23 protein-coding genes are annotated in these 26,194 nt (G+C 70.7%); 14 read left to right on the plus strand and 9 right to left on the minus strand.

The annotated features are described in order from the left end of the window. Nucleotides 1-8: 8 nt before the first annotated feature. On the minus strand, nucleotides 9-476 hold the full coding sequence (locus tag BM109_RS36825) for an Lrp/AsnC ligand binding domain-containing protein (protein ID WP_057594014.1): 468 nt from the start codon (nucleotides 474-476) through the stop codon (nucleotides 9-11). Between the two features lie 111 nt (nucleotides 477-587). Here BM109_RS36825 and BM109_RS36830 point away from each other — a divergent pair, with 111 nt between their 5' ends. Continuing rightward, nucleotides 588-3,563, plus strand: coding sequence for an L-glutamate gamma-semialdehyde dehydrogenase (locus BM109_RS36830; RefSeq protein WP_093354399.1), 2,976 nt, complete (start codon nucleotides 588-590; stop codon nucleotides 3,561-3,563). Between the two features lie 28 nt (nucleotides 3,564-3,591). Here BM109_RS36830 and BM109_RS36835 read toward each other — a convergent pair whose 3' ends face one another. After that, nucleotides 3,592-4,062: a hypothetical protein gene (locus tag BM109_RS36835; protein WP_093354401.1), complete on the minus strand. Its 471-nt coding sequence runs from the start codon at nucleotides 4,060-4,062 to the stop codon at nucleotides 3,592-3,594. Between the two features lie 289 nt (nucleotides 4,063-4,351). On the opposite strand from BM109_RS36835, the gene BM109_RS36840 reads away from it, so the two are divergent. The 5 genes from BM109_RS36840 (at nucleotide 4,352) to BM109_RS36860 (ending at nucleotide 8,753) form a co-directional block, all read left to right on the plus strand. Continuing rightward, complete coding sequence (locus tag BM109_RS36840) at nucleotides 4,352-5,626, plus strand: Glu/Leu/Phe/Val family dehydrogenase (protein ID WP_093354404.1); 1,275 nt, start codon at nucleotides 4,352-4,354, stop codon at nucleotides 5,624-5,626. A gap of 57 nt (nucleotides 5,627-5,683) precedes the next feature. Beyond that, on the plus strand, nucleotides 5,684-6,220 hold the full coding sequence (locus tag BM109_RS36845; protein WP_093354406.1) for an alpha-ketoglutarate-dependent dioxygenase AlkB family protein: 537 nt from the start codon (nucleotides 5,684-5,686) through the stop codon (nucleotides 6,218-6,220). Between the two features lie 108 nt (nucleotides 6,221-6,328). Next, nucleotides 6,329-6,958, plus strand: a complete 630-nt coding sequence (locus BM109_RS36850; RefSeq protein ID WP_177239556.1) for a nucleoside/nucleotide kinase family protein — start codon at nucleotides 6,329-6,331, stop codon at nucleotides 6,956-6,958. A gap of 93 nt (nucleotides 6,959-7,051) precedes the next feature. Then, complete coding sequence (locus BM109_RS36855) at nucleotides 7,052-7,741, plus strand: DUF2242 domain-containing protein (RefSeq protein WP_093354410.1); 690 nt, start codon at nucleotides 7,052-7,054, stop codon at nucleotides 7,739-7,741. A 4-nt stretch (nucleotides 7,742-7,745) separates the two neighbouring features. Continuing rightward, nucleotides 7,746-8,753, plus strand: coding sequence for an FUSC family protein (locus tag BM109_RS36860; RefSeq protein ID WP_093354413.1), 1,008 nt, complete (start codon nucleotides 7,746-7,748; stop codon nucleotides 8,751-8,753). On the opposite strand, the gene rocF is transcribed toward BM109_RS36860, so the two are convergent. Genes rocF through BM109_RS36880 form a run of 4 tightly spaced genes read right to left on the minus strand, consistent with a single transcriptional unit; the run spans nucleotide 8,750 to nucleotide 12,675 of the window. Then, nucleotides 8,750-9,661, minus strand: a complete 912-nt coding sequence (gene rocF, locus BM109_RS36865; protein ID WP_057594021.1) for an arginase — start codon at nucleotides 9,659-9,661, stop codon at nucleotides 8,750-8,752. The two genes, BM109_RS36860 and rocF, sit on opposite strands and share 4 nt — an antisense overlap. Nucleotides 9,662-9,671: 10 nt before the next feature. Continuing rightward, nucleotides 9,672-10,622: a sterol desaturase family protein gene (locus BM109_RS36870; RefSeq protein ID WP_093354416.1), complete on the minus strand. Its 951-nt coding sequence runs from the start codon at nucleotides 10,620-10,622 to the stop codon at nucleotides 9,672-9,674. After that, nucleotides 10,619-12,004, minus strand: coding sequence for a sensor histidine kinase (locus tag BM109_RS36875; RefSeq protein ID WP_093354418.1), 1,386 nt, complete (start codon nucleotides 12,002-12,004; stop codon nucleotides 10,619-10,621). Before BM109_RS36875 ends, BM109_RS36870 begins: the two co-directional genes overlap by 4 nt. Then, a complete protein-coding gene (locus BM109_RS36880; protein ID WP_093354422.1) occupies nucleotides 12,001-12,675 on the minus strand; it encodes a response regulator transcription factor in 675 nt (224 codons plus the stop codon). The genes BM109_RS36875 and BM109_RS36880 overlap by 4 nt, the downstream gene beginning before the upstream one ends. Nucleotides 12,676-12,847: 172 nt before the next feature. On the opposite strand from BM109_RS36880, the gene BM109_RS36885 reads away from it, so the two are divergent. Then, nucleotides 12,848-13,234: a hypothetical protein gene (locus BM109_RS36885; RefSeq protein ID WP_093354424.1), complete on the plus strand. Its 387-nt coding sequence runs from the start codon at nucleotides 12,848-12,850 to the stop codon at nucleotides 13,232-13,234. A 13-nt stretch (nucleotides 13,235-13,247) separates the two neighbouring features. On the opposite strand, the gene BM109_RS36890 is transcribed toward BM109_RS36885, so the two are convergent. Next, complete coding sequence (locus tag BM109_RS36890; protein ID WP_093354427.1) at nucleotides 13,248-15,305, minus strand: prolyl oligopeptidase family serine peptidase; 2,058 nt, start codon at nucleotides 15,303-15,305, stop codon at nucleotides 13,248-13,250. A 208-nt stretch (nucleotides 15,306-15,513) separates the two neighbouring features. Here BM109_RS36890 and BM109_RS36895 point away from each other — a divergent pair, with 208 nt between their 5' ends. From BM109_RS36895 to BM109_RS36915, 5 genes are all read left to right on the plus strand, one after another. Beyond that, nucleotides 15,514-17,226: a WS/DGAT/MGAT family O-acyltransferase gene (locus tag BM109_RS36895; protein WP_093354429.1), complete on the plus strand. Its 1,713-nt coding sequence runs from the start codon at nucleotides 15,514-15,516 to the stop codon at nucleotides 17,224-17,226. 133 nt (nucleotides 17,227-17,359) lie between these two features. Continuing rightward, nucleotides 17,360-17,917 carry a hypothetical protein gene (locus BM109_RS36900; RefSeq protein ID WP_057594027.1) on the plus strand — a complete coding sequence of 186 codons (558 nt, stop codon included), beginning with the start codon at nucleotides 17,360-17,362 and terminating at the stop codon, nucleotides 17,915-17,917. A gap of 74 nt (nucleotides 17,918-17,991) precedes the next feature. After that, complete coding sequence (locus BM109_RS36905; protein WP_093354432.1) at nucleotides 17,992-18,516, plus strand: phasin family protein; 525 nt, start codon at nucleotides 17,992-17,994, stop codon at nucleotides 18,514-18,516. Nucleotides 18,517-18,546: 30 nt separating this feature from the next. Next, nucleotides 18,547-19,182: a TetR/AcrR family transcriptional regulator gene (locus BM109_RS36910; protein ID WP_093354434.1), complete on the plus strand. Its 636-nt coding sequence runs from the start codon at nucleotides 18,547-18,549 to the stop codon at nucleotides 19,180-19,182. Between the two features lie 97 nt (nucleotides 19,183-19,279). Beyond that, nucleotides 19,280-20,053 (plus strand): esterase/lipase family protein, encoded by a 774-nt coding sequence (locus BM109_RS36915; RefSeq protein WP_093354437.1) that lies wholly within the window; start codon nucleotides 19,280-19,282, stop codon nucleotides 20,051-20,053. Nucleotides 20,054-20,071: 18 nt separating this feature from the next. Here the strand turns inward: BM109_RS36915 and BM109_RS36920 are convergent, their stop codons facing one another. Together BM109_RS36920 and BM109_RS36925 are read right to left on the minus strand one after the other, a co-directional pair. After that, complete coding sequence (locus tag BM109_RS36920; protein WP_093354439.1) at nucleotides 20,072-20,836, minus strand: winged helix-turn-helix domain-containing protein; 765 nt, start codon at nucleotides 20,834-20,836, stop codon at nucleotides 20,072-20,074. Nucleotides 20,837-20,986: 150 nt separating this feature from the next. Then, complete coding sequence (locus BM109_RS36925) at nucleotides 20,987-24,202, minus strand: bifunctional cytochrome P450/NADPH--P450 reductase (protein WP_093354443.1); 3,216 nt, start codon at nucleotides 24,200-24,202, stop codon at nucleotides 20,987-20,989. A gap of 366 nt (nucleotides 24,203-24,568) precedes the next feature. Here BM109_RS36925 and BM109_RS36930 point away from each other — a divergent pair, with 366 nt between their 5' ends. Continuing rightward, a complete protein-coding gene (locus BM109_RS36930) occupies nucleotides 24,569-25,537 on the plus strand; it encodes a TRAP transporter substrate-binding protein (RefSeq protein ID WP_093354446.1) in 969 nt (322 codons plus the stop codon). A gap of 69 nt (nucleotides 25,538-25,606) precedes the next feature. Further along, complete coding sequence (locus BM109_RS36935; RefSeq protein WP_093354449.1) at nucleotides 25,607-26,113, plus strand: TRAP transporter small permease; 507 nt, start codon at nucleotides 25,607-25,609, stop codon at nucleotides 26,111-26,113. Nucleotides 26,114-26,194: the final 81 nt, after the last annotated feature.

Raw genomic sequence — 26,194 nt, forward strand, 5'->3', positions numbered from 1 at the left:
CAGCAGGCTCAGATCCCCAGCGGGATCCGCGCGCTGCTCTTCACTTCCTCCATCACCGCGTAGGTGCGCGTCTCGCGCACGCCCGGCAGCTGCCACAGCACCGTGCCCGCGAAGTCGCGGTAGGCCGCCATGTCGGCCATGCGCGTCTTCAGCAGGTAGTCGAAGCCGCCGGCCACCATGTGGCATTCGACGATCTCCTCGCGCACCTGCACCGCGGCCTTGAACTGGTCGAACACGTTGGGCGTGGTGCGGTCCAGCAGCACCTCAACGAAGACCGTGAAGCCGCGGCCCAGCCGCTCGGCGTCGAGCCGCGCCTCGTAGCCCTGGATGAAGCCCTCGCGCGTGAGCCGCTGCACGCGCGCGAGCACCGCCGTCGGCGAGAGCGCCACCGCCTCGGCCAGCTTGAGGTTGGTGATGCGGCCGTCTTCCTGAAGAATCTTCAGCAGCCGGAGATCGACGCGGTCCAGGTCGGTCATGGAATGTGGGATGGCAAGGGTTCTGGTGAATTATCCGGAAATGCTGTCGAATTTTGGTGAAAGATTCGACATCAAGGCATGGACCATAGCCAATCCAACCAAGGAGAAGACATGCGCCTGCCCGACCCCTACCGACCCGAGACCGAGGTCGTCGCCCATCGACTCGCCCTGCTCGAGGGTGCGCTCGACTGGACCGCGGCCTCGACCGTTGCCACGCCCTGGGTGCAGGCGGTGCGCGACCATCCGCCGCCGTTCTGGGCCATGGAGAGCCTGCTGCGCGAATACCCGATCTCGAGCGCTGAAGGCCTCGCGCTGATGCGCCTGGCCGAGGCGCTGCTGCGCGTGCCCGATGCCGAGACCGCCATCGCGCTCACGGCCGACCAGCTCGGGCGCGCCGATTTCGAGGGCGCGGCCGATTCCACGCTGTCGCGCCTGTCGTCGGCCGCGATCGCCATGTCGAAGCGCTTCCTGCCCGAGGCCGACCATCCGCCCGGCCTGATGGCCCGGCTCGGCGCGCGCACCGTGGTCGCCGCCACGCTGCGCGCGGTGCAGCTGCTGGGCCGTCAGTTCGTGCTGGGCCAGACCATCGCCGAGGCGATGGACGAGGCCCGTGCCGCGCACCGCAAGCAGTCCGCCCTGTGCTTCAGCTACGACATGCTCGGCGAGGGCGCGCGCACCGACGAGGATGCGCTGCGCTACCTCGAGAGCTACACCCGCGCCATCGCCGCGATCGCCCAGGGCGCCGATCCCACCGCCGCGCCCGAGCGCAACGACGGCATCTCGATCAAGCTCAGCGCGCTGCATCCGCGCTACGAGGACGCGCAGCGCGAGCGCGTGCTGCGCGAGCTGGTGCCGCGCGTGTGGCTGCTGTGCGAGCGCGCGGCCGCGGCCAACATCAACCTCACCATCGATGCCGAGGAGGTCGACCGGCTCGAGCTCTCGCTCGACGTGTTCGACGCGCTCGCGGCCCGTGTCGCCGCCGAGCATCCGCAATGGCGCGGCTTCGGCCTCGCGCTGCAGGCCTACCAGACGCGCGCGCTCGAGCTGATCGAACACGTCACCGCGATCGCGCGCCGCTACGGCCTGCGGCTGATGTGCCGGCTGGTCAAGGGCGCCTACTGGGACGCCGAGATCAAGCGCGCGCAGGAACTCGGCCTGCCGCACTACCCCGTGTTCACCCACAAGCACCACAGCGACGTCAGCTACCTGGCCTGCGCGCAGGCGCTGCTGGCCGCGCCCGACGCGATCTATCCGCAGTTCGCCACCCACAACGCGGGCACCATCGCGGCCATCCTGCAGATGGCACAGCGGCAGGGCGCGCCCTTCGAGCTGCAGCGGCTGCACGGCATGGGCGAGGGCGTCTACCGCGAGGTCATGAAGCACACCGGTGCCTCGGTGCGCGTGTATGCGCCGGTCGGCCGCCACAAGGACCTGCTGGCCTACCTGGTGCGCCGCCTGCTCGAGAACGGCGCCAACTCCTCCTTCGTCAACCAGCTCGGCGACCCCGGCGTGCCCATCGCCACGCTGCTGGTCTCGCCGCTGTGGCTGGAACGCGAGAGCCCGCAACTGCCGCTGCCGCCGCTGCTCTACGGCCCGGCGCCCGCGCGGCGCAACAGCGACGGGCTCGACCTCACGGTCGACGCCATGCGCGCGCCGCTGTTCGCGGCGCTGGCCGCGACCGCGGTGCCGGTCGTGCCCGAGGCCGATCCCGCGGGCGCCGCGCGCGCCGTGGCCACGAGCGCGACGGCCTTCCGCGCCTGGCGCAACACGCCGGTGGCAACGCGCGCCGCCGCGCTGCGCCGCGCGGCCGATGCCTTCCAGGCGCAACTGCCGCGCCTGTGCGCGCTGCTCGTCAAGGAGGCCTTCAAGACCTGGGGCGACGCGGTGTCCGAGGTGCGCGAGGCGATCGACTTCCTGCGCTACTACGCCGACGAGGCCGAGCGCCTGATGCAGCCCGTGCTGCTGCCCGGCCCGACCGGCGAGCGCAACGAGCTGCGGCTCACCGCGCGCGGGCCCTGGGTCTGCATCAGCCCGTGGAACTTCCCGCTGGCCATCTTCACGGGCCAGGTCGCGGCCGCGCTCGCCACCGGCAACACCGTGCTCGCCAAGCCCGCCGAGCAGACGCCGGCCATCGCGCGCGAAGCGGTCGCGCTGCTGCAGGCCGCGGGCATCCCGGCCGACGCGCTGCAGCTGCTGCACGGCCCCGGCGAGACCGTGGGTGCCGCGCTGGTGGCCGCGCCCGGCGTGGCCGGCGTGGTGTTCACCGGCTCGACGCAGGTGGCGAAGATCATCCATCGCGCGCTGGCGGGCAAGGACGGTCCGATCGTCCCGCTGATCGCCGAGACCGGCGGCATCAACGCGATGCTGGTCGACTCGAGCGCGCTGCCCGAGCAGGTGGCCGATGCCGTCGTGCAGAGCGCCTTCCGCTCGGCCGGCCAGCGCTGCTCGGCGCTGCGGCTCCTGGTGCTGCACGAGGGCATCGCCGACGGCGTGATCGAGATGATCCGCGGCGCGGCGGCCGAGCTGTCGGCCGGCGATCCCGCGCTGCTCGCGACCGACGTCGGCCCGGTGATCGACCGCGAGGCGGCCGACAACATCCGCCGCCATCTGGCGCGGCTGGACCGCGAAGCGAAGCGCGTGCTGGCGCCTGCGGCAGCGGACGACGCATCGTCCACGCTGATCGCGCCGGCGGCTTATGAAGTGGGGGCCATCGAGGACGTGCGCAGCGAGATCTTCGGCCCCGTGCTGCAGATCGTGCGCTGGGGCTCGGGCGCGCTCGGCGACCCGGCCGAGGTGATCGAGCGCATCAACGCGCTCGGCTACGGCCTCACGCTCGGCATCCAGACGCGCATCGATTCGCGCGCCCAGGCGCTGGCCGTGCGTGCCCACGTGGGCAATGTCTACGTCAACCGCAACATCATCGGCGCGGTGGTCGGCGTGCAGCCCTTCGGCGGCGAGGGCCTCAGCGGCACCGGGCCCAAGGCGGGCGGGCCGAACTACCTGCCGCGCTTCTGCGCCGAGCAGACCGTGACGGTCAACACGGCGGCCGCGGGCGGCAATGCGGCCCTGCTGAGCACGGTGGCGTAGCGCCGTTGCGCCACGCCACCGCGCGACCTCAGCGCACCGTGCTCTGGCCGTGCGCGGCGGCCTGGCGATCGAGCTGCTCGATCAGCGCACCGTAGGCCGGGCTGGCGCGCAGCCGCGTGTATTCGGCCTGCGCCTGGCGATAGCCCGCGCGGGTCGGGTCGGCACCCGCTTCGCCCGACTGCTTCGCGGCCAGGCCCGACTGCATCCACAGCCGCGTGTCGGCGGCCACCGCGGCGCGGCTGTTGGCCGACACCGTGGCCACCTGCTGCTGCGGCGTGCCGTCGGTGTAGCCCTGCGTGGGCGCGGTCTTGAGCCATTGGCGCGCTTCGGCCGTCACGGCTTCGCGCGTCGTCGACGAGCTGAACGACGCGGGGCGCGGATCGCCTTCGGCGTAGTTGCCCGCGAAGCTCGGCGCGGCGGCGGCGGCCAGCAGCGCGGCGAAGGCGGCGGTGCCCAGCAGGCGGGTGGTGCGGACGGTGCGGTGTTGCGAAGTCTTCATGTCGTCGTTCCTTTCAGTGGTGGGACGTGGTGGTTGAACCCGGTGGGAGCGAAGCGGGCCGGTGGGCCTCGTGGTCTTCGTCTTTCCTTGCCACCGACTCTAGGGAGGGCAAACCGGCGATCGATAACCCGTTGATGACGATTTCGTCATCTGCCGCGCCGCCGCAAAAAACCGCGCGGGGGGGCGTCAAGCGACTCTTGCATAACCGCCTGTCGCGGCATGCATAAGCCATGGCGCGGCGCGCGAGACGGGACTATCGTTCGCCCATCATTCCAACCAAGGGACTCTCATGAGCGAAAAACTCTCCTTCGTCACGCCGACGGCCAACAGCCCCTGGGGCACGTACCTGTCGCAGGTCGATCGCGTGGTGCCCTACCTGGGCCCGCTCGCGCGCTGGGTCGAAACCCTCAAGCGCCCCAAGCGCGCGCTGATCGTCGACGTGCCGATCGAGATGGACGACGGCACCATCGCCCACTTCGAGGGCTACCGCGTGCAGCACAACATGAGCCGCGGCCCGGGCAAGGGCGGCGTGCGCTTCCACCCCGACGTCACGCTCGAGGAAGTGATGGCCCTGTCGGCCTGGATGACCATCAAGACGGCCGCCGTCAACCTGCCGTACGGCGGCGCCAAGGGCGGCATCCGCGTCGACCCGAAGAAGCTCTCGCTGCAGGAGCTCGAGAAGGTCACGCGCCGCTACACCAGCGAGATCGGCATCATCATCGGCCCGCACACCGACATCCCCGCGCCCGACGTCAACACCAACGCCCAGATCATGGCGTGGATGATGGACACCTACTCGATGAACGTCGGCGGCACCGCCACCGGCGTCGTCACCGGCAAGCCGCTGCACCTGGGCGGTTCGCTGGGCCGCGTCAAGGCCACCGGCCGCGGCGTGTTCGTCACCGGCCGCGAAGCCGCGCGCCGCCTCGGCCTCGACCTGCGCGGCGCGCGCATCGCGGTGCAGGGCTTCGGCAACGTGGGCTCGGTCGCGGCCGAGCTGTTCGCCGAAGCGGGCGCCAAGATCGTCGCGGTGCAGGACCACACCGGCACCATCGTCAACGACAAGGGCCTTGACCTCGCGCAGCTGGTGCCGATCTCGCGCACCGACGGCGTGGTCGGCTTCAAGGCCGGCGGCGACATCGTGCCGAACGAGGACTTCTGGGACATCGCCTGCGACATCCTGATTCCCGCCGCGCTCGAAGGCCAGCTCACGGCCGATCGCGCGAAGAAGACCACCGCCAAGCTGGTGCTCGAAGGCGCCAACGGCCCCACCGTGCCGCAGGCCGACGACATCCTCGCCGAGCGCGGCGTGCTGGTGGTGCCCGACGTGATCTGCAATGCCGGCGGCGTGACCGTCAGCTACTTCGAATGGGTGCAGGACTTCTCGTCCTTCTTCTGGGACGAGGATGAGATCAACGTGCGCCTCGACCGCATCATGATGAACGCCCTCAACCAGATCTGGGACACGGCCGACAAGCACAAGATCACGCTGCGCACCGCGACCTACGCGGTGGCTTGCGAGCGGATCCTGATGGCGCGGCAGGAGCGCGGTCTGTACCCCTGAGCGACGCCTGTCGTTCCGAGGCCGTTGCCGGCCTCGGCGTCTGTATCCTGCGGGCTTATGAACCGTCCGCCGATCTACCTCGACCCCGCGTTCGTTGCGTCGCCCGATGCCCTGCTCGGGTGGCTCCAGGCCGCGGTGACGTGGGATGAGCGCATGAAGGCGCGCAAGACGGCCAGCTTCGGCGTGCCGTACGACTATTCGCAGATCAGCTACGAGGCGGTGCCGATGCCGTCCGTGCTCGACGATCTCTGCGAGCGGATCGAGGCGAGGCTGGGGTTCCGTCCGAACAACTGCCTGCTGAACCACTATCCCGACGGCGCTTCGTCGATGGGCTTCCACTCCGACGACACCGAGGTTCTTTCCCCGGGCACGGGCGTGGCCATCGTGTCGGTGGGCAGCGAGCGCTCGATCGTCTACCGCAGCAAGGCCGACAGCAGCATCCGGCACGACTTCCCGCTGCCGCACGGATCGCTGCTGTACATGTCGGATGCGGTCCAGCGGGACTGGTTGCACGCAATCCCCAAGGCACAAGTCGTTGGCGAGCGGATCAGTCTCACTTTCAGATCCATCCATCGTCCGACGAATTCGGCCTGAATTTGCCGGGCGTCCGTCGGCGTGCGACGGGCGGTGCGCTATCGTTGGCGGGGTGGCGAAACCACCGAGACATCCTGCCTGAATGGCATCTCCCCCGAGGCTTTTTCCGTGAACACACTTGGCTCCGTCGAGAACGCGCGCATCCAGAAACTCCTTGCCGGCGGCCAGCGCAAGCTGCTCGGCCTGGTCGGCGCCCCCGGCGCCGGCAAGTCCACGCTCGCGGCGCTGCTGCGCGACGCGCTCGGCGCCGAGCGCGCGCAGGTGGTGCCGATGGACGGCTTCCACCTCGCCAACGTCGAGCTGCGCCGGCTCGGCCGCGCCGACCGCAAGGGCGCGCCCGACACCTTCGACAGCGCCGGCTACGTGGCGCTGCTGCAGCGGCTGCGCGCGCAGCGGCCCGGTGGCGACATCGTCTATGCGCCCGAGTTCCGGCGCGAGATCGAGGAGCCGGTGGCGGGCGCGATCGCGGTGCTGCCGGAAACGCAGCTCGTGATCACCGAGGGCAACTACCTGCTGCACGACACCGGGCCCTGGGCCGGCGCGGCGGCGCTGCTCGACGAGGTCTGGTACGTGGACATCGACGATGCGCTGCGCGAGGCGCGGCTGGTGCGCCGGCATGAGCAGTTCGGCCGCAGCGCCGAGGCGGCACGCGCGTGGGTAGCGCAGACCGATGCGCCGAACGCGCGGCTGATCGCGGCCACGCGCGCGAGGGCCAGCCACGTCGTCGTGCTTTCCTGACCGGCGCCTGATCCCGGGGATCGCCGGGGAACGCGCGGCCCTCATCGCGCTCGAAGGCAGGCCGGCGGCCCGCCGGTTAGCATCCGCCACGCCATGCCGACCCTGCCTTCGACCTTCCTCCGCCCCCGTTCCTCCATCCTCGTCCTGGCGCTGCTGTCGGCACTGGTGCTCGCGGGCTGCGGCAGCAGTGCGCGCCGCGTCGCCTACGACACCGAGGAGTTCGACTCCACCACCACCCACACGCGCAGCTACGAGGCCACCGAGGCCCAGACCTGCGAAGCCGCGCGCCGCGCGCTGCTGAGCCAGGGCTACATGGTCACGGCCTCCAATGCCGACCTGGTGACCGGCCGCAAGAGCTTCCAGCCGGCGGCCGAGGTGCACGTGGAGGTCGAGTTCCGCGTGGTCTGCGCGGCCGAGGGCGGCCGGGGCGGCAAGAGCGCCAGGCCGAAGAGCACGGTGGCTTTCGCGACCGCGCTGCAGGACCGCTACGGCCTCAAGAAGGTCAACAACTCGGCGAGCCTGGGCGTGGGCGCCTTCGGCTCGCTGTCGCTGCCGCTGACGGGCAGCGACGACGCGATGGTCAAGGTGGCGAGCCAGACGCTGACCGACGAGCGCTTCTACGACCGCTTCTTCGCGCTGCTCGACCGTTTCCTCGAAGGGCAGGAGCCGGGCGCGGAAGAGCCCGAGGACCTGCCCGAGCCCGCACCGCCGGCACCAGCCGCTACCCCGTCCCCGGCCCCGGCCACCACCTTCCCGGTGCCGACCTCGCCCAACCGCGGCTGACGGCATGGCCACCCTCCCGTTCGCGGACCGGCTGGCCTTCCTGCGCGAGCCCGGCCGCTGGCGCGCGGGCGCGCAGCTCGCGGCGGCGGTCGCCATCGCCTGGAGCGTGTCGCACCTGATCGGGCTGCCCGAGAGCTTCTGGGCCGTGATGAGCGTGCTGATCGTGATGCGGCCGAGCGCCGGCTCCACGCTCGAGGCCGGCTGGGACCGCGTGCGCGGCACCTTCGCGGGCGCGCTGGCCGGGCTCGCGGGCGTGTGGCTCGCGCACCATGGCGTGCCGATGCAGGCCGACGCGCTCGCGATCGTGCTGCTGCTGGCCTTCGTCGGCGCCGCCGTGCCGGGGCTGCGCAGCGCGCCGGTGGCGGCGCTGATCATCCTCTCGGCCGGCAGCCTGCCGGGCCATTCGGCGCTGCAGGTGGCGCTGCTGCGCATGGCGCAGATGGGCATCGGCGTGGGCGTGGCGCTCGCGATGGCGCTGGTGACGGCCGAGTACCGGGCCGGCGCGCGCTTCGACGCGGGCTGCGCGGCGCTGCTGCGCGGCATGGCGAAGCGGTTGCTGGCGCTGGCCGCGGGCGATGCGACCGAGGGCGACGGCGAGCGCGCCCGCGCCGCGCTGGCGCGGCTCACGGTGCTGGCGGGCGGCGCCGACCTCGAATCGCGCTGGCCCTGGCGCCACCGCACGGTCGGCGCGCCGAAGGACGCGCACCGGCAGCGCGCGCGCAGCATGGCGCGGCTGATGCAGGACGTGGCGTTGCTCGGCCGCGCGATCGGGCAGCAGCCGCCGGCCTCTCACGACGAGACCGCGAAGGCCGCGCGCGCCTCGGCCGGCGCGCTCGCCGCGCTGGCGGACGCGCTCGAAGGCAAGGGCATGGCGCCCGATCTGTCGGTGCTCGAGCGGCTCGCGGCGCGCCATGCGTCGCGCGACGACGCGGCCCGGCCGCTGCTGGCGGCGCCGCTCGCGCTGCTGCTCGAGGACCTGCGCGCGCTGCAGGCCACGCGCGTTGCGGCCTAACGCACCAGCGTCGACTTCCCGAACAGGCTCTCGATCAGCTCCACCGCGATCTCGGCCGTCTGGTTGCGCACGTCGAGCGCGGGATTGAGCTCGACCACGTCGACCGAGCCGAGCCGGCCGGTGTCGGCGATCATCTCCATGCACAGCTGCATCTCGCGGTAGGTCGGCCCGCCGCGCACGCCGGTGCCCACGCCGGGCGCGATGTTGGGGTCGAGGCAGTCGAGGTCGAAGCTCACGTGCAGGTGCGTGTCCTCGTCCACGTCCTGCAGCGCCTCGGTCATGGTGGTGCGCATGCCGTGCTCGTCGATGTGGCGCATGTCGAACACGTTGAGGCCCAGCGTGCGGATGGCCTCCTTCTCGTCGGCGTCGACGCTGCGGATGCCGATGAAGCGGATCGCCTCGGGCGGCAGCGCCGCGCGCTCACCGCTCCAGCCGGTCAGCACCGCGGGCCCGTGGCCCAGCAGGCACGACACCGGCATGCCGTGCAGGTTGCCGCTGGGGCTGGTGGTCTCGGTGTTGACGTCGGAGTGGGCGTCGAGCCACAGCACGCGCAGCTTGCGACCGCGCTTGCGCGCATGCCAGGCCACGGCGCTGATCGAGCCGATCGCCAGGCAGTGGTCGCCGCCCAGCATCAGCGGCACGTGGCCCGCGCCCAGCACCTCGTCGACCGCCGCGTACACGGCGCGGTTCCAGGCGATCACCTCGTCGAGATGGCGCAGCCCGTTGGCCGGCGGCGCCCAGGGCGTGGCCGGGCCCGCGAGGTTGCCGCGGTCGACCAGCGCGAAGCCCTGGCGCACCAGTGCCTCCGCCAGCCCCGCCACGCGCAGCGCGTCGGGGCCCATGCCCGCGCCGCGCACGCTGGCGCCGACATCGGTGGGCGCGCCGATCAGTTCGAGGGTGAGGTTCATGCGTGGGCCTTCATGTCCTGCCGATCCGGTCCCCGGCATCCGGGGGGCTAGCCGGGCCATTGTGCCGAGGAACCGGTGACAGGCCCATGATCCGCCGCGTGCCCGACGCGGTGAAGGGCTGCGCCAGTTGCGCCAGGAAGCCGGCCGCGATCTCGCCGTCGATGCCGATGTCCGCCGGCGGCCGCCGCGCCGGGCGGTACCAGGTGCCGAACAGCAGGTCCCACAGCACCAGGTTCTCGCCGTAGTTGCGGTTGCCCTCGGCCGGCGAGCGCGAGTGGTGCCAGCGGTGCAGCGCCGGCGTGCTGAAGACGCGGTCGAGCCAGCCGGTGCGCAGCTCGATGTTGCAATGGGTCAGCAGGCCGGTGACGGCCGTCACCGCGCCCACCCACAGGAACACCGCGAGCGGCGCGCCCAGCAGGTACAGCGGCAGTTGCCCGAGCAGGGCCTTGAAGGCGCTGTCGACCACGTGGAAGCGGCCGGTGTTCGCCACCCACAGCCGACGCACGCCGTGATGCAGCGCATGGAAGCGCCACAGCGGCGGCCATTCGTGCGCGCCGCGGTGCGCGATGTAGAGGCCCAGTTCCACCACCGCGAGCGCGAGCACCACCTGCGCGGCCAGCGGCCAGTGCAGGGGCCAGGCCGTGCCATGCGCCGAGGGCCGCAGTGCCATCGCGCCGGCCAGCGGCAGGCTTGCCGCGAACACGCCCACGACCTGGGCCGTGCCCTTGGTCAGCAGCGTGTGGGCCAGGTCGCAGGGCGTCTGGCCGTCGTCCGCGAGCCAGCGCGGCTCGTGCGGCAGCCAGCGCTCGAGCAGCGCGATCGCCAGCGCGAGCGAGAGGTAGGCCGCGTTGAACCACGCCAGCGGTGCCGCGCTCGCGAAGGCGGCCGCCGCGGCCAGCAGGCCCGCGGCGTAGAGCGCCGGCCACAGCAGCCACGGCAGCCAGCGGCGCGCGGCCTTCATGCCGGCGCCTCGCCGCTTCGCCCGGGCCGCAGCCGCAGCCGGAACAGCGCGCCGCCGCCCGGCGCATCGTGCACCGTGACCTCGCCGCCATGCAGGCGCGCGATCTCCTGCACCAGGCTCAGGCCGAGCCCGGCGCCGGGCCCGGTCGCATGCCCGCGGTGGAAGGGCTTGAAGATCTGTTCGCGCAGCGCGGCCGGGATGCCGGGGCCGTCGTCGATGACCTCGATGTCGCCCGGCGGCATCACCCGCACCGTCACGGCCCCCATGCCGCCCGCATGCTCGATCGCGTTGCGCACCAGGTTGGCCAGCGCGCGCGCGATCGCGTCGCGGTCGCCCTCGATCTCCACGCGCGCGGCCAGCGGCTCGAACGAGACCTCGTAGCCCGCGGCGAGCGCCAGCGGCGCCATCTCGGCCACCACCTCGCGCGCCATCGCCACCAGGTCGATGCGCTGGCGTCCCGTGCCCTGGGCCTTCATGCGCTGCAGGTCGAGCAGCTGTCCCGCCAGCACCGACAGCCGCGCGGCATCGGCCAGCAGCCGCGTGCGTTCGGCGCCCTCGGCCAGGTTCTCGATGCGCGTGTGGAGGATCGCGATCGGCGTGCGCAGCTCGTGCGCCGCGTCGGCCAGGAAGCGCTCCTGCCGCGCATGGCCGTCGTCCAGCCGCTGCAGGGCGTCGTTGAAGGCGCCCACCAGCGTCGCCACTTCGGCCGGTACCTCGGCCAGCGGCAGGCGCACGCCGCGCTGCTCGGCATCGATCTGGCCGGCGCGCGCCACGATGGCGTGCAGGCCCGAGAGCGTGCGCCGCACCACCACGTGGCTGGCCAGCAGCGTAGCCGCCACGGTGATCGCCAGGATCGGCAGCACCACCTCGAGCAGCACCAGCAGCAGCGACAGGCCGAGGTTGCGCCAGGTGATCGGGCTGTCGGCGCCGGTGAGGATCTGCACCGGGCCGGCGGCGGAGTCGACCCAGCGCATGCGCGCCGACTGCCGCGGCGGATCGCCCATGTTCCAGCCCAGCCGGGCCTGCCCCACGCCGTCGAGCGTGGCGCCGATGTCGGCGAACTCGTCCGGGATGCGGCCCTCGACCAGCCGGCCGCCCTGGCGGTCGCGCACCGAGAACCACAGCGGCGGCTGCGCCTCGCGCAGCGCGGCGAGCCGCGGCGTCGCGCGCATCGCGAGGCGGCCGTCGGCCCCGCGCATCACCGCCTCCTGCAATATCTCGACGGTGTTCTCGGGCGAGCTGAAGTTGATCAGGTGCCCCGTGGCCACCAGGGCACCGATCACCAGCAGCTGGATCGCCGCCTGCAGCAGCACCAGCCGGCGGACCAGGCGGCGCTTCAGCGAGGAGGGCGAGGAGGGCGCTGCGTTCGTCGCTGTGCTCATGGCACGGCCCGCAGCAGGTAGCCCACGCCGCGGATGCCGCAGATCTCCACGCCGGCGCCGGTGTCCGCGAGTTTCCGGCGCAGCCGCGAGACGTGGGTGTCCAGCGCGTTCGACTGGATCTCGACGTCGAAGCCGAACACCGCGCGTTCCAGCGCCTCGCGCAGCACGGTGCGGCCGCTGCGGCGCATCAGCAGCTCCAGCGCCAGCAGTTCGCGCCGCGGCAGCTCCATGCGATGCCCCGCCACGCTGGCTTCGCGGTGCGCGAGGTCGAAGCACAGGCGCGCGACCTGCAGCAGCTCCTGCCGGGTCTCGGCCGGGCGCCGCAGCAGCGCGCGCAGCCGCGCCAGCAGCTCCTCGACCGCGAAGGGCTTGCCCAGGTAGTCGTCGGCGCCCGCGTCGAGGCCGCGCACGCGCTCGTCGAGCGCATCGCGCGCCGTGAGCATCAGCACCGGCACCGGATCGCCGGCGGCGCGCAGCCGCGCCACCAGCGCGAGGCCGTCGCCGTCGGGCAGCCGGCGGTCGAGCACCAGCGCGTCGTAGGGCGTGGCCTCGACATGGCGCGCGCCGTCGGCCAGCGTCGCGGCATGGTCGACCAGGATGCCGCGCCGGTGCAGCGCGGTGAGCAGCACCGAGGCCATTTCGGGTTCGTCTTCCAGCAGCAGGATGCGCACGCGCGTGTTCCTTTCAGGGCGGCGCCGGAGCTCCGGCGTGCCGCACTGTAGGGAGGCTGGATTGCGCGAGTGTTGCGTGCGCGCGCCCCGCGCGACGCAATGCTGGCTCCATGTTGGCGGCCGATGCTGGCGTCAGGCCCGCGGTCGCGGGTCATCTGCCAAGGAGCACCGCATGCATGTCCTTCATGTCCAGACCACCCTGCTGCCGGAGGCGATCGTCCTGGCGCTGTCGCTGATGCTCGCGTCGGTCGCGGCGGCCGAGGTGGTGTCGGGTTTCGACGCGCCGCCGCCCGTCTACGACCCCTGCCACGATGGCCGCTACAGCCAGGGCCGCGCGATGAGCTGCGGCGAGCTGTTGCGCCAGCTCGACCGCGAGGAAGCGTTGCGCCGCTCCGAACGCTGGCGCAGCGATCCCTGCCGGGATGGCCGCTACAGCACGGGCCGGCCGATGACCTGTGCCGAGCTGCGCGAGCGGCTGGACCGCCGCGAGCGGCGCCTGCCCCCGTGGCGCGACGAACGGCCCTACGGCCTGGGCGAGGCGGCGCGCGACAGCGGCTGACGCGCGCCGCCGCTCAGGCGATGTGGTCCCACAGGTAGGCGTAGCCCAGCGCGTCCATGAAGGCGGACTGCTTGTTGTCCGAGGCCGCGCTGTGGCCGCCCTCGAGGTTCTCGTAGAAGGCCGTGTCGTGGCCCTGCGCGGCCAGCTTCGCATGCATCTTGCGCGCATGCACCGGGCCCACGCGGTCGTCGCGCGTCGAGGTGGTGAACAGCGAGGGCGGGTACTTGGCGTCGGGTTTCGCGTTCTCGTAAGGCGAGAAGTGGCGGATCCATTCCCACTCCTCTGGCGCTTCGGGGTCGCCGTACTCGGCGATCCACGAGGCGCCGGCCGACAGCTGCGTGTAGCGGCGCATGTCGAGCAGCGCCACCTCGCTCACGATCGCGCCGTAAAGCTCCGGATGGCGCGTGAGCATGTTGCCCATCAGCAGGCCGCCGTTGCTGCCGCCCATGGCGCCCAGGTGCGCGGGCGAGGTGATGCCGCGCGCGATCAGGTCCTCGGAAACGGCTGCGAAGTCCTCGCTGCTGCGCAGGCGGTTCTGCTGCAGCGCAGCCTGGTGCCAGCGCGGGCCGTACTCGCCGCCGCCGCGGATGTTGGCCACCACGTACACGCCGCCCTGCTCGAGCCAGGCGCGGCCGATGCCACCGCTGTAGCTGGGCGTGAGCGAGATCTCGAAGCCGCCGTATGCGTACTGCAGGGTCGGGTTGCGGCCGTTGGCTACCAGGTCCCTGGGCGCGATCTCGAAGTAGGGCACGCGCGTGCCGTCCTGCGAGCGCGCGAAGTGCTGGCTGACCGTGTAGCGCGAGGCATCGAAGAAGCCCGGGCTGTGCTTGAGCGGTTCGGCCTCGCCCTGGCCCAGGGTGCCGATGTAGAGCGTGGTCGGCTGCAGGAAGCCGCTCACGGTGAGGAAGTAGTCGTCGCTCTCGTCCTCGTCGATGGCACCGGCCGCGATGGTCGACAGCGCGGGCGCGCCGCCCAGGCTCTCGCGTTGCCACGGGCCCTTGCCGTCGGCCGGCGGCGTGAGCACCTCGATGCGGTTCACCACGTCGTGCATCGCGTTCACGATCAGGTGATGGCGCGTCCATGAATGGCTGTCGAGCGCGCTGGTGTCGGTGGGCTCGAACAGCAAGGTGAGTTCGCGCGCGCCGGCCATGTAGTCGTCGAAGTTCGCGGCCAGCAGCGAGCCGGCCTTGTAGCTGGCGCCGCCCACCTCCCAGTCGCTGCGCGGCTCGATCAGCAGCCATTCGCGAGTGATGTCGGTCACCGCATCGTCGGGCACGTCGATCTTGGCGAGCGTGCCGTCGGCCGCGCGCACCCAGGTCTCGCTGTCGTAGAAGTCGATGGCGCGCGAGACGAAGTCGCGCTCGAAGCCCGGCGTGGCATCGCGCCAGCCCGAGGCCGAGAGGTCCTCGGTGTCGGCCTCGTAGACCGTGACGGCCTCGGCCAGCGGCGTGCCGCGCTTCCACTCCTTCACGATGCGCGGATAGCTCGAGGTGGTCATCGAGCCCGGGCCGAAGTCGGTGGCCACGTAGAGGTGGTCGATGTCCTTCCAGGCCACGGTGTTCTTGGCTTCCGGCAGCGCGAAGCCGCCCTCGACGAAGGCCTTGCGCACCGGGTCGAACTCGCGCACCACGTCGGCATCGGCGCCGCCGCGCGAGAGCGACAGCAGGCAGCGGCCATAGCCGGGGTAGAGCCAGTCGGCGCCGTGCCAGACCCAGTTCTCGCCCTCGGCCGCGGCCAGCGCGTCGAGGTCGAGCACCGTCTCCCAGGCCGGTTGCGGCTTGCGGTATTCCTCGAGCGTGGTGCGGCGCCACAGGCCCTTGGGATGGGCCTTGTCGCGCCAGAAGTTGTAGTAGAGGGTGTCGACCTTGTAGACCATCGGGATGCGGTCGTCGGAGTCGAGCACCTCGAGCAGGCCCTGCTCGATCTGCTTGAAGCGCGCCGACTGCGCGTGGCGCTGCACCGTCTCGGCGTTGCGGGCCTTGGCCCAGTCGAGGGACTGCGTGCCGTCGATGTCCTCGAGCCAGAGGAAGGGGTCTTGGTCTTGCGCTTGCGGGCGGGGGGAAGAGGTCATGGACACAGTGTACGAACGCACCGTGAAGGCCCCGCGTCGGATGGACCTTTCGCATTACCCGCGGCCGGTCCCAGAACATCGCTCGGGGCAAACCCGGGTGCGCTCCCCGGTGGAAACACTGAAGGGCGCGGCCCCCCGGCGCAGCGGCCGCACGGTATCCTGCCGAAGCCGAATGCGACGGCATTCCCCGACCTAGGAGACACAACACATGAAACACCTGAGCGGTCTCGATGCCACCTTCCTGCATCTGGAAACACCGGAGATGCCGATGCACGTGGGCTCGCTCAACGTGCTCGACCTGCCCAAGGGCTACAAGGGCGACTTCTACGAGGATGCCAAGCAGTTCATGGCCAGCCGCATCCACCTGGCCGACGTGTTCACGCGCAAGCTCGCGCTGATGCCCTTCGACATGACGAACCCGGTGTGGGTGGAGGACGACGACATCGACCTCGACTACCACGTGCGCCACATCTCGCTGCCGCGGCCCGGCACCAACCGGCAGCTGCAGCAGTACGTCGCGCGGCTGCACTCCTCGCTGATCGACCGCAGCCGGCCGATGTGGGAGTTCTACATCATCGACGGCCTCAAGAGCGGCCAGGTCGCGCTCTACACCAAGGTGCACCACGCGGGCATCGACGGCCAGGCCGGCGTGGAAGTGGGCAAGGCCATCTTCGACCTCGAGGCCACGGGCCGCGTGGTGAAGCCGCCGCGCTCGCGCCCGCGCAACAGCGGCTACCAGCTCGGCATGGCCGAACTCGCGAGCGCCGCGCTGCGCAACACGGCGCAGCAGTACGTCAAGCTGTTCAAGATGGCGCCGGCCATCGTGCGTGCCATCAGCGGGCTGGCCAAGCCCGACGAGAAGGCGGCCGAGAAGCTCACGACCACGGCGCCGAAGAAGTTCAACCTGTTCGCGCCGCGCACCTCGCTCAACGTCTCGATCACCAACCAGCGCACCTTCGCGGGCCGCACCATCTCGCTGGCCGAGACCAAGTACATCGCCAAGCACTTCGGCGTGTCGCTCAACGACGTGGTGATGGCCACCGTGGCCGGCGCGCTGCGCCACTACCTGGCCGACAACAACGAGCTGCCGGCCAAGCCGCTGGTGGCGGGCGTGCCCGTGAGCCTGCGCGAGGCCGGCGACGACACGGCCAACAACCAGGCCAGCATGATCCTCGTGAGCCTGGCCACCGACATCACCGATCCGCTGCAGCGGCTCAAGGCCATCAATGCCTCGTCGACCTCCTCGAAGTCGACCATGAACCGCTTCAAGGCCGTGATCCTCGACGACTTCCCGACCTTCGCCGCGCCCTGGCTGGTGTCGGGCATCGCCTCGATGGTGGGCCGCTCGGGCCTGGTCAACATGCTGCCGCCGGCCGCCAACGTGGCGATCTCCAACGTGGCGGGCGCGCCGTTCCCGATGTACTTCGCGGGCGCGCTGGTCACCTGCTACTACCCGGTGTCGATCGCGAGCCACGGCACCGCGCTCAACGTCACGGTGCAGAGCTACAACGGCCGCATGGACTACGGCCTGATCGCCTGCCGCCGCGCCGTGCCCGACATCACCGAGATCGGCGACTACCTGCTGGCCGAGCACAAGCTGCTGATGGAGCTGACGCAGAAGCATCCGTCGGTGGCCGGTGCGCCGGCGCCGAAGCCCGCGGCCGTCGTCGAGGCGCCCGCCGATGCGGAACCCGCGGCCAAGGCACCCGCGAAGAAGGCTCCGGCGCGCAAGGCCGCGGCGAAGAAGACGCCGGCACCGGCGGCCACGAAGGCGCCCGCGAAGAAGGTGGCGGCCAAGACATCAACCAAGGCCGCCACCAAGACCCCCGCCAAGGCCGCCCCGAAGCCCGCCGCCAAGACCCCCGCCCGAAAGGCCCCCGCGCGCAAGAGCGCGCCACGCGCCGCGGCCGCCGCCGCTTGAGGATCGCCCGGGCCCGAAAAATTGGGGCAGTTGGACTAGTTTTCCGACGCTTCTAGTTTTTCAGGCCTAGGCCCTTGGGAAGAAGATCACCCCATCGCGAATCCCGCGACCGATCAACTTCCAGGAACAACCCATGTCCACCTCGCAAACCTCCATCGCTTCCGCCGCCGTCCACGTCATCGGCCAGTACAACGACGCCGGCAAGACCCTGGTCGGTGCCTACCGCACCGGCGTGCAGCGCCTGCTCGACGGCGCCGCCTCGCGCTACAGCGACTTCCTCGGCCAGCGCGAGCTGCCGCTGGTGAACGACAAGATCAAGGCCAACCTGATCGGCGCGCAAGCCAAGGTCAATGGCTTCCTGGCCAACCGCCTCGAGATCGACACCGGCCGCATCGTCTCGGTGATGGACCGTGTCGCCACCGGCACCACCAGCGGCATCGAATCGGTTGCCAACCGCGTGGCGCAGGTCGAGTCGCCGGTCGCCACCTCGGTGATCAACGCCCTGTCGGCCGTGAACCAGCCCTTCGCGACCGTGTCGGTGCAGATCGCCGATCGCATCGCCGCCGGCGCCAGGCAGATCGAAGTCCGCGTCGCGGGCAGCGAGGAGGCCAAGCCCGTGCGCACCGTGAAGGCCAAGGCCGCCGCGGTCAAGAAGCCGGTTCGCCGCGCTGCCGCCCGCAAGGCGGCCTGAGTTCCGCAGGCGCCTTCGGGCGCCTTTTTCTTTTGCGGTACCGTCGAAGGTACCGAGTTCCCCTGGAGTGATGCATGGCGACCCGCCGCGATGAACCCGCAGAACTGAAGAAGAAGGCGACGCCCGCGAAGAAGACCGCCGGCGCCAGGACCCCCGCGAAGAAGGCCGCGGCGCCGCGCAAGCGCAGCGCCGCCAAGGCCAAGGCAGGCACGGCGGGTACGGCGGGCACTGGCACCAAGCCCGCGTCCTCCGGCGAAGGCCTGCTGCGCGCCGGCCTCAAGGCGCTCGACACCGTGCGCAACGACGTCGCCAAGCGGCAGGCCAGCGTCACCAACGTGATCGAAGGCCTCTTGGGCATCGGCGGCAAGGGCGGCGAGGAAGCCAGCGGCGCCAAGGCCGTGCTGACGCGCGGCTTCCCGGGCCTCGACAGCTTCGGCATCCGCAAGTTCGAGGACGTGTTCGACCAGCGCGTGGCCACCGCGCTGCAGCGCCTGGGCATGCCCACGGCCGAGGAGGTGCAGGCGCTGCAGTCGCAGATCGCGGCGCTCGCCGAGCGGCTCGATCGCCTCGAGCAGGCCGCGCGCGGCGGCAAGCGCTGATCGATTCCCGCACGACCCGCAGAACCGCCAGTGGCCGGCTCCAACACCACGCGCGACCGCATCCTGCTGACCAGCCTCGCGCTGTTCAACGAGCAGGGGCTCGCGGCGGTGTCCACCCACAAGATCGCGGCCGAGCTCGGCATGAGCCCGGGCAACCTGCACTACCACTTCAAGGCCAAGCAGCTGATCGTGGAGTGGCTGTTCCGGCGCTTCGAGCAGAGGCTCGAATCGCTCAACGGCTCCTCGGCCGGCATCGCGGCCATCGACGACCTGTGGCTCGCGCTGCACCTGCGCTTCGAGGCGATCAACGAGTACCGCTTCATCTACCGCGACATGGCCTTCCTCGCGAGCGAGTACCCGGTGCTCGGTCAGCGCGCGCAGGCCCTGACCGCGCAGAACCTGCTGGCGGCCCAGTCGCTGTGCGAAGGGCTGGTGGCCTCGGGCGTGATCGAAACGAGTGCCGAGCAGGCGCGCATCCTGGCGCTGCAGATGGTGTTCACCACCACCTGCTGGCTGTCGTTCGAACGGCTGGTGCCGGGCCGCGACGCGCTGGCGCAGGCCGATCCGGGATTGGCGGCTTTTTACACGCTGACCCTGGTTTCTCCTTATGTTTCGGGCGAATCGAGGGCTTACCTCGATTACCTGAGGGCGAAATACCTCGGATAACAGACGACACCGTCCGACGGGGGGCCTCGCGGCGGAACCCGAGACTGGCAATGAAGAACCAACAGAAGCGCAGAGACACGCAAGAAAGGACCCGCTCATGACCACCGCCACCCGTGAACACATCTCGCCGCCCTCGCGCCTGCTGCTGCTGGCCGAAGGCCGCGCGCTCTGGGAAACCGGCGCGGGCCTCGCCATGTGGCCGCTGCTGCAGCTCACGCCGCGCGGCGATGGCCATCCGGTGCTGGTGCTGCCGGGCCTGGTGGCCGGCGATGCCTCCACGCTGGTGCTGCGCCGCTATCTCGCGAGCCGCGGCTACGACGCGCACGGCTGGGGCCTGGGCCGCAACTTCGGTCCGCGCGAAGGCGTGGAGGACGGCATGGTCGAGCTGCTGCACAAGCTGCACGACGACAGCGGCCAGAAGGTCAGCTTGGTCGGCTGGAGCCTGGGCGGCGTGTATGCGCGGCTGCTGGCGTCGGCGCATCCCGGTGTGGTGCGCAGCGTGGTCACGCTCGGCAGTCCGTTCTCGGGCAGCCCGCGTGCCACCAATGCCTGGCGCGTCTACGAAGGCGTGAGCGGCCAGAGCTCGCACGACCCGCGCCGCATGAAGTTCGTGCAGCCCACGCCCTCGGTGCCGACTACCTCGATTTTCAGCCGCACCGACGGCGTCGTGGCCTGGCGCTGCAGCATCGAGAAGACCGGGCCGAAGTCCGAGAACATCGAGGTCATCGCGAGCCACCTGGGCCTGGGCGCGCACCCCGCGGTGCTCTATGCGCTGGCCGACCGGCTGTCGCAGCCCGAGGGTGGCTGGAAGCCCTTCAACCGCGGCCTGCTGGGGCCGCTGGTCTATCCCGATCCCGACCGCGCGAACTGAGGTCCGCCGCCGGAGCCTTCAGGCCTCGGCGTAGCCGGCCGGCTCGCAGGCGAACTCCGCCTGCGAGCGCACTTCCTGCAGCATGTAGCCGCGCCCGTAGGCGGCGCGCAGCACCAGCCCGCCATCCTCCTGCAGCCCGAGCTTCTTGCGCACGCTGGCAGCGGCGATGTTGAGCGCGCGGGCGCCCTCGTGCGGCGGCCGCTTCCACAGCGCGATCCAGAGGAACTCGCGCGTCAGCAGCTGGCCGAGGTGTCGGAACAGCATCAGCGCGAGGTCGAACTCGCGCGGATCGAGGCGCACCTCGCGCCCGCGCCGCAGCACCAGCCGTTCGTGCGCGAGCAGGCGGTAGTCGCCGCAGACCAGCTCCTGTGCCCCGGCGCTCGGCCGCGCCGGCGTGCGCGAGCGCGACAGCAGGGCGCGCAGGCGCCATTCGAGTTCGTGGTCGGCCAGCGGCAGCGGCGCGAAGTCGACCAGGCCGTGGCCATGGCACAGCGCCTCGACGGCGGGCGGCGTGCGCCAGGCCGAGTCCTCGGCGAGCAGCAGCATCGGCATGCGCCGCAGCCTGCAGGCGGCCGAGAGGTCGGCCCAGGCCGTTTCATGTTCGGGATGGAGCAGCAGCAGGTCGAAGCGCCAGCCGCCCTGCAGCGCCTTGAGCAGGCCGGTGGCGCCGTGGAACGGCATCGCGCCGTAGCCGCGCCGCGCCATGCGCTGCGCGAGCGCCGCACCCCGGACGGCATCGCCGTCCACCACCGCCGCGCGCAGCGGTTCGTCTGCCCTGAGCATTCGCCATGCCTCCCGGTTGTTGATCGGATCGCGGATCCCGTGGATCTCGCGAGAGGCCGATCTTCGGCGGGAGGGTCTAGGCGTGAAAAACCAGAACCGGCGGAAAGTTAGTCCAATTGCTCCAACTTTTTTCGCGCGGCGAGGGGCGCCTCAGCTGCCGGCCCAGACGTCGAGCACGTAGCGCTGGTCCGCGATCATCCGGTCCATCCAGGCGGCGCTGTCCTGGCCGTGCTCGCGCGCGATGTCGGACAGCGCGCGCCGCACGTCGGGCTCCATGCGCGAGCCGTCGCCGCAGACGTAGACCACGGCGCCGGCCTCGAGCAGCGCCCACACCTGCGCCGCCTGTTCGCGGATCAGGTCCTGCACGTAGACCTTGCGCTCGCCCGCGCGCGAGAAGGCGGTGTGCAGCTTCATCAGGCCGCGGTGCGACCAGGCCTTCAGCTCCTCGGCGTAGATGAAGTCCTGCTCGGGATGGCGGCAGCCGAAGAACAGCAGCGCCTCGCCGAGCGCGGTGCCGGCCTCGGCCTGCGCCGCGCGCTCCTGCAGGAAGCCGCGGAACGGCGCCAGCCCGGTGCCCGGGCCGATCATGATCAGCGGGCGCTGCGTGTCCTCGGGCAGGCGGAAGCCCTCGGCCGTGGTCTCGCGCACCACGCCGTGCACCGTGTCGCCGGCCTCGGCGCGCGCCAGGAAGTTGGAGCACACGCCCTCGAAGGTGCCGAGGCCCGACTTGGCCGGGCCGCTGACCACGCCCACCGTCACGCTGCACTTGCCGGGCGTCATCGTGGGCGAGGAGGAGATCGAGTAGTAGCGCGGCGACAGCGGCGACAGCATCTCGAGGAACACGGCGAACGGCACCTGGCAGGCGCGGTGCTCCTCGAGCAGGTCGAGCAGCGACTTGCGCTTGTGCAGCACCTCGGCCTTGTAGGCGGCCTGCGAGGCCTCGTCGCTGCCCGACAGCGCCACCAGCTTCGGCTTGGTGAACGGGCATTCGGTGTAGGCCGCGAGCGTGGCGATCTGCTTGCGCGTGGCCACGTCCTGCAGCTCGACGTAGTCGCCCAGCAGGCGGTCGACCGCGATCACCTGCTCGACCGGCAGCGCCGGCTTGCGGCCCGCGATCGCATGCAGCCGCACATGGGCCGTGCGGTCGAAGCCGAAGCGCGCCATCGCGCGCTCGACCTGCTTCGGGCTGTTGCGCGGCACCACGCTCAGGTGGTCGCCGGCGCGGTAGACCAGGCCCTCGGGCAGCATCAGCTCGACGTGGCGCGTGGAGCGGCCGGCCTCGCCGCCGGCGTGCTGCAGCTCGCGGTTCTCGATCACGCGCAGCGCCACCGCGCCCAGCGCGTCGACGATGGCGTTGTTCTGCGGCGGCGGCAGCTCCTCGAGCGTGTAGAGCGGTTCGCTCTGCGCGGGCGTGTCGGCGCCGGTCTTGATGTCGAAGGCCTTCACCAGCTCCGGCCACAGCGCGTCGCTCCAGTCCTGGAACGCGCCGTCCATGTCCTCGCGCGCATCGCCCTCGCCGCGCGGATGCACGCGCGTGGCGCCCAGCGCCTCGAGCCGCTCGTCGATGCGCCGCGGCACCGCCTGGTAGGTGGCGGCCCAGTCGGTGTTGCCGCAGCCGAACACGCTGAAGCGCACGCCGTTGAGCGCGTCGTCGGCCTTGTCGAGCCAGCGGTGGAACTCGGCCGCGTTGTCGGGCGCCACGCCGTTGTACGAGGCGCAGACGATGGCCACCGCGCCGTTGGCCGGCAGCCGCTCGGCGTAGTCGTCGAGCGAGGCCAGCTGGGTCGAGAAGCCGCGCGCCTCGCCGGCCTCGGCGAGCTGGCGCGCCAGGTCCTCGGCGGTACCGAGGTTGGAGCCCTGCAGCACCAGCAGCGAGGTGCCGTGGCGCGCGGCCTGCGGCTTGCGCGCCGCCGGTTGCACGGGCTGCACCGGCGCGGCGGCCGCGTCGTTGATGTTGCCGCGCGGGCGCGTCGCGGGGTCGCGCAGCAGCGCCTTGATCCTGAAGCCCTCGGGCTTGATGGTCAGCGCTTCCTTGATCTTGAGCTTGTAGCCGGTGTGGTCCACCAGGGTGAAGCGCTGCAGGATCATGCCCAAGGTCAGCACCGCCTCCTGCAGCGCGAACTGGCGCCCGATGCAGGCGCGCTGGCCGTTGCCGAAGGGCTTGAAGGCGTTGACCGGGCGCTCGCGCTCGGCCTCGCGGCTGAAGTTGTCGGGATCGAACTGGTCGGCGTTCTCGCCCCAGATGCCCTTGTCTCGATGCAGCGCCAGCGCATGCATGATGACCATGTTGTTCTTCTTGATCGTGTACTGGCCACCGATCTGGGTGTCTTCCTTCGCGCGCATCGAGATCGCGGGCGCGGTCGGGAACATGCGCAGCGACTCCTTGAGCACCTGCATCACGTACTGCAGCCGGTTGACCTGCGCGTAGGTGGGCTTGAGCGAGGTGTCGGGCCCGAACACGTTGTCGACCTCGGCCTGCGCCTTGGCCAGCGCCTCGGGATTCTTCAGCAGGAAGTAGATGGCGAACGAGAGCAGGCCGCTGGTGGTCTCGTGGCCCGCGATGAGGAATTCGATGCACTCGTCGCGGATCATCTTGTCGGTGAGCTGCTCGCCGCTCTTCTTGTCCACGCCCGCGATCATGTAGCTCAGCAGGTCGGGCTTGGTCGCGATGTCGGCACCGCTCGCGCGCCGCTCCTCGATGATGTCCTCCACCATCTTGTGCATGTAGCGGATGTCCTTGCGCTGCTGCGCCAGCTCCTTCTTGAGCATCAGCTCCTCGAGCGGCAGGCCGCGCCGGTTCTGCACCGTCTCGAGCGTGCGCACCATCGCGTCGACGAAGGGATGGAAGCCCTCGCGGTAGAAGGAGTTGAAGCGGTAGCCGAAGCCGCACAGGCCGATGGTGTCGAGCGTGAGCGCGGTCATGTCGCGCACCACGTCGACCTCCTCGTCGAAGTTCAGCCGCTCCCACTTGGTCACGAGCTGCCCCGCGATGTCCAGCATCATGGGGTGGTAGGCCTGCATCGCGCGCTGGCTGAAGTTGGCCAAGAGGATGTTGTGCGGCTTCGACCAGGTCTCCTCGTGGGTGTCGGAGGTGAACAGGCCGTGCGAGGCGGCGCGCAGCCGGCGCAGCGCGCCGCGCGTGCTCTTGTCGAAGCGCGCCTCCTCGCAGAGTTCGTCGACCAGCGCGGGCGACGACACCACGATCACCGGCATGCCCGGCATGTCCAGCCAGTAGATGCCGCCGAGCTCCTGGGCGATCTTCCACATGTCCAGCACCGGGGAGTCGGAGCCGATCGACAGCAGGTTGCCCACGAAGGGCTTCTTGGCGGGATGGGGGATCGGGTGGAGCGAGTTCTTGCCTGCCATGGTCTGGATGTTGTGCTTCTGCGGGAGACGGCCGCGGGGCGCGCCGAGGGGGAACGACCACTGGAGTATCGAAGCGGCTCCCCCGGCGGCAGGACGGGGTTTCCCTTAGCAAATGTCAGGGCCGCGGCCGAAGCGCCGCGGCATCCCTTGCGCACGTATTCGGGTTTTCAGCATGCATCATTGTTGGGCATGCGCACTAGCATTGTTCAACAATTCGTGTGAACGGCATGCCTTGGTAGTTTGAAATTGTTCATCTATTTGGCACGGGGCTTGCATCGGGATGTGCAGGCCGGGGGACTGCGCCCGGATCACGCCGCACCGTTTTCCATCAACCCGGCCATGCCACTTCCTGGAGGATCTTTTTTCATGTTCCGAACGTCTCTTGCCGCCGTCGCGCTTTCCTGCCTGGCCGCCTCCGCGCTCGCGCAGACCAAGTGGGACCTGCCCACCGCCTATCCGTCCAACAACTTCCACACCGAGAACATCGCGCAGTTCGCCAAGGAGGTCGACACGGCGACCGGCGGCAAGCTCAAGATCACGGTGCATTCGAACGCCTCGCTGTTCAAGGCGCCCGAGATCAAGCGCGCGGTGCAGGGCGGCCAGGCGCAGCTCGGCGAGATCCTGCTGGTCAACTTCCAGAACGAATGGCAGGTCTTCGGCACCGACGGCATTCCCTTCCTGGCCGACAGCTACGACGCGGCCTGGAAGCTCTACCAGGCGCAGAAGCCCGTGCTCGACAAGAAGCTCGCCGAGCAGGGCATCCAGCTGCTCTACACGGTGGCCTGGCCGCCGCAGGGCATCTTCGTGAAGAAGCCGATCGCCTCGGCCGCCGACCTCAAGGGCGTGAAGTGGCGCGCCTACAGCCCCGCCACCGCGCGCATCGGCGAACTGGTCGGCGCGCAGGCCGTGACCGTGCAGCAGGCCGAGCTCTCGCAGGCCATGGCCACCGGCGTGATCGAGTCGTACATGTCTTCGGGCTCCACCGGCTACGACACCAAGACCTACGAGTACATCAAGAACTTCTACGACACCCAGGCCTGGTTGCCGAAGAACGCGGTGCTGGTGAACAAGAAGGCCTTCGAAGCGCTGGACAAGCCCGTGCAGGAAGGCCTGCTGAAGGCCGCGGCCGAGGCCGAGAAGCGCGGCTGGGAGCTGTCGAAGAGGAAGAACGTCGAGTACCTCGACCTGCTCAAGAAGAACGGCATGACCGTGCTCGCGCCGTCCGAACAGCTCAAGAACGACCTCAAGAAGGTCGGCGACACGATGCTCAAGGAATGGGTCGAGAAGGCCGGCCCCGAGGGCCAGGCCGTGGTCGACGCCTACCGGAAGATGTGAGCGCGCGCGGCTGCACCGATGAATGCGAACACCATGCAGGCGAGTGTCCCGGCCTCCGGGGCAGCCTCGATGCGCAGGTCCCTGGACTTCCTCTACGACAGCGCCGCCGCCCTGGCCGCGTTCTTCCTGTTCGCGCTGCTGGTGATGGTGCTGCTGTCCATCCTCGGCCGGCAACTGAGCTTCAACGTGCCCGGCATCGATGCCTACGCGGGCTACATGATGGCGGCCAGCGGCTTCCTGGCGCTGGCCCACACGCTCAAGCGCGGCGAGCACATCCGCGTGACGCTGGTGCTCTCCAGCCTCGGCGCCGGCGTGCGCCGTTGGCTCGAGCGCTGGGCCATGGGCGCCGGCGCGCTGCTGGCGGTGCTGTTCGCCTTCTACTGCGTGCGGCTGGTGTGGCAGTCCTGGGCTTTCCACGACATCTCGACCAGCAACGACGCCACGCCGCTGTGGATTCCGCAGCTGTCGATGGCGCTCGGCGCGCTGGTGTTCGCCGTCGCGGCGGTGGACGAGTTCTTCATCGAATGGAACGGCCGGCCGCAACGCGCCGACGGGGAGGCCTTGCGCCATGAGTGACATCGCCATCGCCGGCTTGCTGATCCTCTCGCTGTTCCTGATCCTGGGCAGCGGCGTGTGGATCGGCCTCACGCTCTCGGG

This window comes from Variovorax sp. PDC80 (assembly GCF_900115375.1).
Classification (GTDB): domain Bacteria; phylum Pseudomonadota; class Gammaproteobacteria; order Burkholderiales; family Burkholderiaceae_C; genus Variovorax.